General features: G+C 70.6%; 4 protein-coding genes. 3 read left to right on the top strand and 1 reads right to left on the bottom strand.

Features of this window, described 5'->3' with window-relative positions; translation table 11 throughout:
- Window positions 1–47 precede the first annotated feature (47 nt).
- From ABZS40_RS33310 to ABZS40_RS33300, 3 genes are all read left to right on the top strand, one after another.
- Window positions 48–2,711 carry a beta-ketoacyl synthase N-terminal-like domain-containing protein gene (locus ABZS40_RS33310; RefSeq protein WP_354948225.1) on the top strand — a complete coding sequence of 888 codons (2,664 nt, stop codon included), beginning with the start codon at window positions 48–50 and terminating at the stop codon, window positions 2,709–2,711.
- Between the two features lie 17 nt (window positions 2,712–2,728).
- A complete protein-coding gene (locus ABZS40_RS33305) occupies window positions 2,729–8,173 on the top strand; it encodes an amino acid adenylation domain-containing protein (RefSeq protein ID WP_354948223.1) in 5,445 nt (1,814 codons plus the stop codon).
- Between the two features lie 187 nt (window positions 8,174–8,360).
- Window positions 8,361–9,086 carry a hypothetical protein gene (locus ABZS40_RS33300; RefSeq protein WP_354948221.1) on the top strand — a complete coding sequence of 242 codons (726 nt, stop codon included), beginning with the start codon at window positions 8,361–8,363 and terminating at the stop codon, window positions 9,084–9,086.
- Window positions 9,087–9,706: 620 nt separating this feature from the next.
- Here the strand turns inward: ABZS40_RS33300 and ABZS40_RS33295 are convergent.
- Window positions 9,707–9,904: hypothetical protein (locus ABZS40_RS33295; RefSeq protein WP_354948219.1), on the bottom strand; the 198-nt coding region annotated here is incomplete at its 5' end.

The raw sequence follows: 9,904 nt of genomic DNA, 5'->3' as shown, positions 1-9,904 counted from the left end.
AAGTTACGGACGACTTGTTGCCCAGCGAACCGAGTGATTGGCGGAAGATGTACGAGGACTCAGCCGACGAGGACACGCAGACCGCCGTAGCCGTCATCGGTTTGGCTGCTCGGATACCCGGCGCCGCGGACCTCGACGACTTCTGGGCCGCCCTCACCGCGGGCCGCGATCTGACCACTCGCTTCGACTCCGGACGCAGGTACGGCGTGGTCGCCGACGCCGATCGGTTCGACGCCGCGTTCTTCGGGATGACGCCGCGGGATGCGCAGCTGCTCGACCCGCAGGATCGGGTGTTCCTCGAGTGCGCCTGGGAGGCTCTGGAGCACGCCGGCTACGACCCCGGCACCTACCCAGGCGCCATCGGTGTGTACGCGGGGAGCAGCGAAACGGACCACTTCGCCGAGCTGCGTTCGCAGCGGCACCGGCTCCCGGAGACAACGGACGAGCAGCTCCGGCTCGCCGGCAGCCGGGACTTCCTCACCGGCCGCGTGGCGTACAAGCTGAACCTGCGCGGCCCGGCCGTCACCGTGCAGACCGCCTGCTCCACATCGGCTGTCGCCGTTCATCTGGCATGCCAGGCCCTGCTCGCCGGCGAGTGCGACACGGCCCTGGCGGGGGGAGTCGCGCTGCGTGGCGCGACCGGCGCCGAGGACGGTGACGACCTCCTCTCACCGGACGGCTACTGCCGGCCGTTCGACGCGGACGCCGACGGCATGGTCGGCGCCGACGGTGCGGGAATCGTCGTGCTCAAGCGGCTGACCGACGCGCTCGCCGACCGGGATCACATCCACGCCGTACTCATGGGCTCGGCGCTCAGCAACGACGGCTCCGACAAGGTGGGCTTCACCGCGCCGAGCGTGACCGGACAGGTGACCGCGACCCGGACCGCGCACCTCGTCGCCGGTGTCGACGCGGACACGATCCGGTACGTCGAGGCACACGGAACCGGCACTACCATCGGTGACACGATCGAGGTCCGCGCACTGTCGCGGGCGTTCGGGGCGGGATCGCCGCGGAGTTGCCTGCTCGGCTCCGTCAAGTCGAACATCGGCCACGCCGACGCCGCGGCAGGCGTGATCGGCTTGATCAAGGTGGTGCTGTCGCTGCGCCACGGCCTCATTCCGGGCACAGCGCACTTCCGCCGCCCCAACCCACTCCTCAATCTCTCGGCCGGCCCGTTCGTGGTGACGAGCGAGGCGACGCCGTGGCCGCCGGGTGCGGGCCCCCGCCGAGCCGGGGTCAACTCCACCGGGATCGGCGGGACCAACGCTCACCTCGTCGTGCAGGAGGCGCCCAGCGCACACGGGTCCCCCGACGACGGCCGCAATCACCTGTTGCCACTGTCGGCGCGCACCGTTCCCGCACTCGCCGAGTTGGCGGCACGGCTGCGCGACCGGCTCCAACGGGACCCGGTCGCCGTCGCCGACGCGGCATGGACGCTGCAAACCGGCCGCGCGGCGTTCGCCCAGCGCACCTTCGTGGTGTGCCGGGACCGCAACGAAGCGATCCGGGCCCTGACGGACATGGCCGAACATCCGCAGGCCTCCGCGAGCCCTTCGGCGGAGGCGCCGCACGTCGCGTTCCTCTTTCCCGGTCAAGAGGGCCGACACGTGGGCATGGCGCGCGAGCTGTACCTGCGGGAGCCGGTCTTCCGCGCGGCCATCGACGACAGCGCGACTCAGGCGAGCGCCGACCTCGGCCTGGACCTGCGGCAGGTGCTGTACCCGGAGCCCGACGCCGAAGCCGAGGCGGCAGCGCGAATGTCCACGATGGCCGTCGGTCAGCCCGCGCTCTTCGCCGTCCAGCACGCCTTGGCCGAGCTGTGGGCATCCCGTGGGATCAGCCCGAACACGGTCCTCGGGCACAACCTGGGCGGATTCGCCGCCGCCGTCTCGGCTGGGGTCCTCAGCCGGGCCGATGCGCTGTCGCTGGTGCTCACCCGGGGTCGGCTCGTGGACCACTCGGCCCTTGTTGACGACATTCTCGACGAGTACGCCCACGCGGTAGCCTCGGTGCGACTGAGCCCACCGCAGCTCCCGTGGATCTCCGACCGGACCGGTGCGCCGGTCACCGCGCGCGAAGCGTGCGACCCGGCCTTCTGGACCGGAAACCTGCGGGACACCGTCCGCCTCTCCGACGCCGTGGAGACCCTGCTCGCCAGCTCGGCCGGCATCCTGCTGGAGGTCGGCCCCGGGGAGATGCTCGGGAGCCTGGCCCAGCAGCACCCCGACCGCACAATCGTGCAGAGCCTGCCGGAAGGAGCCGGGGACGCCGCCGAGTCGCTCCGCGCCGCCGGCAGGTTGTGGCAGGCCGGGCTGCCCGTGCGCTGGTCCGCGCTGCACGGCGGCCGACCGCCCCGGCGCATCCCGCTGTCCACGTACCCGTTCCAACGCGAACGGTTGGTGTTGAACGACTCCACTCCCGTGGCGGCTCTGGTGTCACCGGACGCAGCGGACCGGGCGACGACCGATCCGTCCACGGAGGTCGAGAAGGCGATCGCCGAGGTGTGGCGCGAGGTGCTCCGAGTGCCGCACGTGGGCATCGACGACGACTTCTTCGAGCTCGGCGGCCACTCTCTGCACGCCACACGCGTGCTGACCAGGCTGGGTTCCGCACTGGGCCCGAACACCCCTCGACTCACGATCATGGATCTCTTCGACAACTCCACGATCCGCGAACTCGCCGCGCTGGTGAGTGGAGCGCCCCGATGACCTCCGGAGGACGTCCCATGAGCGACCTGAACGAGCTGCCTCCGACGCCGACGACGATCCCCGTCCTGCCCGACGGAGAAGCGGTAATGTCGTTCGCCCAGGAACGCCTCTGGTTCATGGACGCGTACGCGCCCGGCACGACGGCGTACACGATCCCCGAGGCCTGGCGGCTACGCGGCCGGGTCGATCCGGAGGCGCTCGCCGAGGCGTTGAACCGGGTCGCGGCCCGACACGAGCCGCTGCGGACCCGATTTCCCGCGACCGTGGACGGCCGGCCCGTCGTGCTCGTCGACGACGTCGGCGCGATCCCGCTCACCACGGCTGAGGCCGGGTCCGACGATGCCGTGAGCGCGCTCGTCGACGCCTTCATGGCCGAGCCGTTCGACCTCGCCGCCGGCCCCGTGGCGCGGGGGATGCTGATCACGATCGCCCCCGACGAGCACGTGTTCGCGCTCGCGATCCATCACATCGCCGCAGATGGATGGTCCACCGAGCTCCTCCTCGACGAGGTGCTGGCCTGCCTGGCCGGCGAACCGCTGCCGGACCTGCCAGTCCGCTACCGGGATTTCGCCGCGTGGCAGCGCGCACTGCCCGACACCGAGCAGGATGTGGCGTACTGGCGCGAGCAGCTCGCCGGCGTCGCGCCACTCGAGCTGCCCACCGACCGGCAGCGGCCGCCGATACCGACCTACGCCGGGGCCGCGCACACGTTCTCGGTCGCGCCGAGTGTGCTCGCCGAGCTGGTCCGGCTCGGACGCAAGCAGCGGGCCACGCCGTACATGGTGCTGCTCGCGGCGTTCGCCATTCTGCTGGGCCGCCGGGCGCAGCAGGACGATGTCACGATCGGGTCGCCGGCGGCCGGCCGGCCGGTACCCGAGCTCGACGACCTCGTCGGCTGCTTCATCAACATGGTGACGATGCGGGTCGACTCCTCGGGCGATCCGACGTTCGTCGAGCTGCTCCAACGGGTCCGCGCCACGGCCGTGCACGCCTTCGCCCACCAGGAACTGCCGTTCGAGCGTCTGGTCACCGAGTTGAACGTGCCGCGGGAGGTGTCCCGGTCGCCGCTGTTCCAGGTGGTCTTCTCCATGCAGAGCTACGAAGCGGCCGAGCGGAGCAACCCGTCGATCACGGTCATCGGAGACGTCGACATCTCGTACTGCGTGACCCGGTTCGACCTCGAGCTGCACACCGCAGGCGACGGCGACTTCCTGATGACCTACAACACCGCGTTGTTCTCCGCGGACTCGATCGAGCGCCTGGGCGCGCACTTCCGCGTCCTTTTGGAGGGCATCGCCGCCGACCCGCACGTTCCGATCTCGAGCCACGAGCTGCTCACGGCCCACGAGCGCGCGCAGCGCGTACGCTGGAACGACACGAGCGCCGACCTCGGCGCGGACCAGCTCCTGCACGTCCCGGTCGAAGCGCAGGCGCGCAGCACGCCCGACCACCCGGCGGTGATCCACCCCGGTGGCCGGCTCTCGCACGCCGAAGTCGACCGACGCTCCGATCACCTCGCGGCGCGGCTGACCGCTTCCGGGGTGACAGAAGGCGACCTGGTGGCCGTCGTGATGTGGCGGGGGTGGGAGCAGGTCGTCGCGGTGCTGGCGATCAACAAGGCCGGCGCCGCCTACCTGCCGGTCGACGCCGACCTGCCTGAGCGCCGCCGCAACGAGCTCATCGCGCGCGGCGGCTGCACCGTGGCACTCACCCAGGCGGCGTTGCGTTCGCGGCTTAACTGGCCGGACGGGCTGCTGGTGCTGCCCGTCACCGACGAGTCGGGTGACTCGGCGCCAGCCTGTCCCGCCGAGCCCGGCGACCTCGCCTACGTGATCTTCACGTCGGGCTCGACCGGCACGCCGAAAGGCGTGATGATCGAGCACAGGGCCGCGTTGAACACCGTCCGCGACGTCACCGCCCGGTTCCGGGTGGGACCCGACGACCGGATCTTCGCACTGTCCGCCCTGAGCTTCGACCTCTCGGTCTACGACATCTACGGCACGCTGGCCGCCGGCGCCACACTGGTCATGGGACGGCCCGAGGAGGACAAGGACCCGGCCGCGTGGGCGCGGACCGTCATGCAGCAGCGGATCACCGTGTGGAACTCGGTGCCCGCGCTGATGGAACTGCTGGTCGAGCACGCCGAGCTGGAAGGTACCGACATCAGCTCGCTGCGGGTGGTGATGATGTCCGGCGACTGGATCCCGCCGACGCTGCCCGACCGCATCCGCGCGCTCGCCCCGAACGCCGAGATCATCAGCCTCGGCGGAGCGACCGAGGGGTCGATCTGGTCGATCTGCTACCCGATCGGACACGTCGACCCGTCGTGGTCCTCGATCCCGTACGGCCGCGCGATGACCAACCAGCAGTTCCACGTTCTCGATCGCGGGATGTGCGACGTGCCGGTCGGCGTGCCTGGCGACCTGTACATCGGTGGCGTCGGCGTGGCATCCGGTTACTGGAGGGACCCGGAGCGGACCGCGGCGGCGTTCGTCACCCATCCGCGCACCGGCGCTCGTCTCTACCGGACCGGCGACCTCGGCCAGTACCGACCCGACGGCATCATCGAGTTCCTCGGCCGCGCCGACGCCCAGGTCAAGATCCGCGGCTACCGGATCGAGCTCGGCGAGATCGAAGCTCATCTGACCCGCCAACCCGAGGTCGCCGAGTGCGTGGTGACCACTCACGGGACAGGCAACGCGGCCCAGCTCGTGGCCTACGTCGTGGCTGACCCCGAAACCGTCCCCGACCCCGGAGCCGTTCCCGACCCCGCGCGGCTGCGGTCGCACCTCGCGGCAGCGTTACCGGCCTACATGGTCCCCAACTCGTTCGTCACGCTGACCCGGCTGCCGCTGACCGCGAACGGCAAGGTGGACCGCGGGCGGCTGCCCGCGCCGGAGGCGCCCGTCGGCGGGGACGCCGGGCGGGTGCCGCCATGCACCGACTCGGAGCGGATGATCCACGCGGTGTGGGCGGACGTCCTGGACGGGGCCGACGTCGGGATCGACGACAACTTCTTCGCCGTGGGCGGTCACTCCCTGCTCGCGATCAAGGTGGTCGAACGGCTGAGGCGTGCGACGGCGGACGGCACCTCGATCGCCGTGATGGACCTGTTCACCCACGCGACGATCCGGCGGCTCGCCGCCCTGCTCGACGGGAAGACGCCGACGCATCGCGGGCTCCTGCACCGGCTGACGCCGAAGCCGTCGACCGAGGCCGAACTCAGCTACGTCGCCGTTCCTTATGGCGGAGGCAATGCGATGGCGTACAAGTCGCTGGCGGACGAACTGCCAGCCACGCACGCACTGTGGTCGGTGGCCATCCCCGGCCACGATCCGGGAATCGACGATCAGCGCGCACCGCTCGAGGATGTCGCCGCCCGGTGCGTGCAGGAGATCCAGGAGAGGGTCGCTGGGCCGATCGCGCTCTACGGGCACTGCGGTGTCGGCTCGGCGCTCATCGTCGAGATCGCCAGGAAGCTGGAGGCGGCGGGCCGCGTCCCGGAGGCGGTCTACATCGGCGCGATCTTCCCCTTCGCCCGGCCGGGCCGGGGCCTGCTCGGCGAGCTGGGCCGGCTCGCCAATCCGGACACGTCGCGCAGCGACCGCGCCTACGCGGATGGGCTGACCGGGCTCGGGCTCGACATGAGCGACATCGATGCCGCGCAGGCCCGGCTCATCGTCCACAACACCCGCCGCGACACCGAAGCGGCAGAGGACTACTTCACGCGGCTCTTTGAGAGCTCGGTGGAGCGGTTGCGGGCGCCGGTCATCAGCGTGGCCGGGGAGCAGGACCCGGCATCGGACTTCTATCAGGAGCGCTTCCGCGAGTGGCACTTCCTCAGCGACATCACCGCCGTGGTGCTGCTCGACGAGGCGGGTCACTTCTTCCAGAAGCACCGCGCGGCCGAACTCGCCGAGATCATGACGAGCACCCATCCGGCCGTCTCCGCGGGGGAGCCGGCCGGCGGGGACGGGTGGCGGCTGCTCGAGGTCTCGCGCGCGGATTCGCCGAACGCACCCGACGGCCCTCGGCCCACGATGCACCGTTTTCTCGCGGTGGCGGCGGCGCAACTCGCCTCGATCAGCGCCTCGGCGCTGGCCGCGTTCGCGATCACGATCTGGATCCTGCTCTCCACTGGCTCACCCGGCCAGTTCGCCCTGTCCGCCGTGGCCGGGCTGGTGCCCGGGCTGCTCATCGCGTCGCTGGCCGGCATAGTGGTGAACCGCTGCGGCCGTCGCACGGTCATGCTCGCCAGCGGCGTCTGCGCGGTCGGCGTTCAGCTGACGCTCGGCCTGCTGTCGTGGACCGAAAGCCTGCAGATCTGGCACACCTATCCGCTGCTCGCACTCCTGTCGGCAGCGCTCACCGTCCAGCGGCTCGCCTCCGACTCCGCCGTGCCGCAGCTCGTTCCCAAGCGATACCTCGGTCATGCCACCGGCGTCGTCCAGATCGCCGCGACGACGAGTCGCCTGTTCGTGCCGGTCGCGGCCGTCGGGCTGCTGGCCGTCGTCGGTCTGAAGGCCATCCTCGTCCTCGTCGTGGTGAGCAACGCGGTCGCGATCATCGTCACGCTCCTGGTCCGCTTCCCGCGCACCATGGCGGGGCCGGCGGAGTCGGTGACGACCGAGATCAAAACCGGCTTCCGGTACGCCTGGGGCGACACCCGGTTCCGCCGGATGCTGATCTTCTTCGCGGTGCTCAACGTCCTGCTGTCGCCGCTGTTCCTGCTGATCCCACCACTGGCGCTGGGGATCGGCCGGCTCGCCGACATCGGTTGGATCCTGCTTGGCGCGGGACTGGCAGGCGTGCTGGGTGGCCTTGTCATGAGAAAGTGGGGCGGCCCGCCGCGGCGCCGGATGCGAAGCGTGCTGCTGTGCGCGCTGGGCCTGGCCGCCTTCGGCCTGGTGACCGGCCTGCAAGCGAACCTGGTGACGATCGGCGTCGGCGTGTTCGGCATGTCCCTCATGCTGACGGTGATCAACGGGATCCATGCCGCGATCGTGGAGGTCAAAGTCCCGCAGCGGTTCCACGGCCCGGTGTTTACGCTCTACGCGATGATCGCGTGGTCGGCGCTGCCGATCGGCTTCGGGCTGTTGGCGGCCTATGCGCCGGAGCTGTTTGGGCCACTGCTGGCCCCTGGCGGCGCGCTCGCCTCGTCCATCGGCGCGGTGATCGGCACCGGGCCGGGCCGGGAAGTCGCGCTGCTGTACATACTGCTCGCGACAGCCATCATGCTGCTGGTGGTGATGGCGCTGGGCACCAGGCTGCCCCAACTTGTCGACGACAGCCCTGACGCCACGCCCGACGACCTGATCGGGCTCCGGGCGCTGGGTCGCGGTCCGCTGATTCCCGCACGGGACTTCCTTCCGTCGCCCGCGATCTCGTCAGCCGACGCGTCGGGCACGCGCTCGCCACGGTGGTCCGGTCGGCTCTCGTGCTCGGCCCGCCGTCACCGGTAGGGGCTCTCCGGACGGCACAGATCGCGCAATCGTCCGGCAAGCCGAGGTCGCCTTGAAGGGTCACCGCACGGGATCGGGCGCGGATTCCCTTTGGTCAGTCCGAATTCACCGCGTCTCTCTACCTTGCCATCGGATCACTCACTACCGAGAAGCAGCTGGTCCTTCGTTCCCGACGTAATAAGGACTGATGGCAGTAAGCAAGCGGGTGGGCCTGGGTGCTGCGGTGGCCGCGCTGAGCCTGACGCTGCCGGGCGCCGCGTCCGCAACCGAGCGGAGCACGTGGAACCGGGCGGAGTTGATCAAATTCGCGATGCTGCCGGCGGCGACCTTCGTTCCCGGCAGCGAACCGTCCGGCTCGTCGCTCGGCACTGCCCCGACCAACGGCATCATTCCGCTCGCCGGCGTGCCGGCCGTTTCGGGAGTTGCGGCGAAGGCGGGCGCCTGCGGCGGCCTGTCGCATAAGGGCTTCGATGTCGCTGGCCCGCACTGCGTCGATGCGCCGATCGCCGTAGGCGGCGGCCATTCGTCGCCAAGAGCTGCCGTAGGTGCGTCGGGTGGCCGGGCTCGCCGCCGCGACAACAGCAGGAAGGTACTCGGCGACCGTCGGCACGGCCGGCCGGTTACTATCAGTGAGGTCGGTGGCAGTAACGCCCAGGTGCTCGAGCAGCGCTCGGGCGGTGGCGACACGATCGGAATCCGTGGTCACGAAGGCTCTCCGAGGATGCGCGCGTGCAGGTCGGCCAGAACCGACGCGATGGTGTTTGAGGGGTGCACGACAATGCGGTTCTGGCGGGGCAGGGCAGCCAGAAGCACGGGTTCGCCGGTGGCGATGCCGCATAGGTGTCGGGCGGCGGCCGGTAGGGGCAGTTCCTCGCGGGTCCCACGGCGTGCGCGCCTTCGGCGGCCGGGGTGATCAGGATTGCGCCGGTCACGACGTCGACGTGCAGGGTGAGGCCCGGTGTCCAGCCCAACGTCCGCAGCAGCGCACGAGCGGTAACGCGGCCGGCGGCGTCGGGGCGCGCCACGTCGAACAGCAGGCGGCCATCGCCACTGGGGGCGCCGGGCGTGGGCAATGTCGGCAGCGGTGCCGGCTCCGGTACCGCGACGGGCAGCGGGGTTGGCACGAGGGCCTCGACGAGCTGTTCGTCGGGCTGGCGGGGACGCGGGCGGCCGGAACTCACCTAGGCCCCCGCCAAGGCGGACACAGCGGTGTCAGCGCACGGAGAAGCCACTCCCGGCGTCTGGGTGCACAAATGCCACGTACCGGTTCTCGTCCCCACGCGAGGGGAGTTGATCTCGCGTGGATATTCACGAGAAGTGGTGTCCGAGGATCGATCGGGCCACGCGGCGGCCATCCGCTCCCAGTAGGTGCCGTAGGTGCGGCGTGCTCCGGGCCCGGCAGCGGCAAGAACACGGGGCAGGTACTCGGCGACCGTCGGCACAACGGACGGCGTCGCGGGATGCGATTGCAGATCGGTCACCGTGACGCCCAGGTGAGCCAGAACCTGTCGTGCGGCAGCGACGGCGGCGGGGTCAGCGGTCATTGTCGGCTCCCGCCAGGTGAGTGTGCAGGTCGGCGAGCAGGCGTCCGACGGTGCTGACGGGATGCACGACGAGCAGGTCGTGCGCAACGATTGCGGCGAGCAGCACGGGTTGGCCGGGCTCGATGCGGCACATGTGCCGGGCATTCGCCGGCAAGGGTAGATCCCCTCGGCTGCCCACCTGATGGCG

It is taken from the genome of Micromonospora sp. NPDC005324 (assembly GCF_040607155.1).
Lineage (GTDB): Bacteria > Actinomycetota > Actinomycetes > Mycobacteriales > Micromonosporaceae > Micromonospora > Micromonospora trifolii.
The sequence above is the reverse complement of the archived record's forward strand: the minus strand, read 5'-3'. Positions and strand labels throughout refer to the sequence as shown.